1 protein-coding gene is annotated in these 1,458 nt (G+C 45.4%); it reads left to right on the top strand.

Annotated elements, in window-relative coordinates:
* Positions 1-21 precede the first annotated feature (21 nt).
* Positions 22-1,458, top strand: a 1,437-nt coding sequence (locus BG32_RS14635; RefSeq protein WP_259459786.1) for an alpha-amylase family glycosyl hydrolase, incomplete at its 3' end; no start/stop codon positions are given.

The following is a 1,458-nucleotide window of genomic DNA, read 5'->3' as shown; positions in this document are numbered from 1 at the left end:
TTCGTGGACGGCGAATTCGAAATGAATTCGGGAAGCGTTCCATCGGATTCTCCGGAGCAATACCCCTTCTCTCTGAACAATTTTGTGGAGCACAGAGACGAGAACATTTATCACTGGACACCTGACATATCTAATTTCAACGACCAGGATCAGAAGTTCAACTATCAGATGTCGGGACTCGATGACCTGAACACGGAAAACCCTTCAGTAATCTCTGCGTTGAAGGATTCTTATACTTTCTGGATAGATGAGGCTGACATCGATGGATTCAGAATAGACACCGTGATCTACGTGCCCCACGAATTCTGGAGGGAATTCTTGAATGGAGAGTCAGGTGTTTACGAAATCGCCAGCAAGAACGGCAAATTGAACTTCCTGACATTTGGTGAAGCCTGGGTAAGAAGCGACCCATTTGAAGACACTGGAGAAAGAGTTATTGGGGAGTTCTTCGAATCTGGCATGAATGCAATGCTCGATTTTCCTCTGAATATTGAGCTCCGAAGTGTTCTCAAGGAGGGAAAACCTACTGCCAATTTAGGGTACAGACTCGAGACAAGGCAGAGTTATTTCGACCATACTAGACTCTTAACCTTCATAGATAATCATGATATGGAGAGGTTTCTTAAGGGAGCGGGATTAGCAAGCCTCAAGCAGGCGCTGGCCTTCATCTTCACTGTTCCTGGGATACCAGTTGTATATTACGGTACGGAACAGGGCTTCGTTGAAACAAGAGCGGCAATGTTTGAAGACGGTTTCCAATCTGGCGGACTGAACCACTTTGAAACGCAATCTGAGTTATATAAGTACACGAGCGATTTGGCCAAACTCAGGCTTGAGCATCCTGCATTAAGATACGGAAGAGTTGAAGTCCTGAAATCAGATCCCAACGGGCCGGGGATCTTTGCTTACAGCCTGGAGCATGACAACGAAAAAATCTACGTCATAATGAATACCGCTGGTGAGCGGCGGATTCTAGCAAACATGGAGTCAGGCTTGGCTGAGGGTCAGGTAATCAAGCCAATTTACACCTTCAACTCACTTTCGAAAAGTTATCCGGTAGATGAGAACGGAAAACTCCTAATGACAATGAATCCCCGCTCAGTATATGTCGGCGTGGCTTCAGAGGAATATCAGTCGGTTGAATCCCCCGAAATCCAGTTCATTGCCAATCTAGAATATGCTCAGAAGATTGCTTCGACATATACGATCACAGGAACTGCCTCAGGAGCTTCTTCTGCAAGGATAATCTTTGATGCAAGGATTGAGGAGGCCGAAGATATAGAAATCGAAGATGGACAGTGGTCTTACGAGTGGGACATATCGAAGTTCGATCCTGGAATTCACTCGATTCTCTTTAAAGTTTACGGAAGAACGAAAAGGGAGTCAATTTACAGTGAAGACTATACAGTTGTCCTCGACATACCGGAATTGCTCTTGTCTTCGCTTTCCGATCCAGAA

This window comes from Mesotoga sp. HF07.pep.5.2.highcov (genome assembly GCF_003666285.1).
Taxonomy (GTDB): domain Bacteria; phylum Thermotogota; class Thermotogae; order Petrotogales; family Kosmotogaceae; genus Mesotoga; species Mesotoga prima.
Note: the sequence above shows the minus strand (reverse complement) of the source record. Positions and strands in the feature narration are given on the sequence as shown.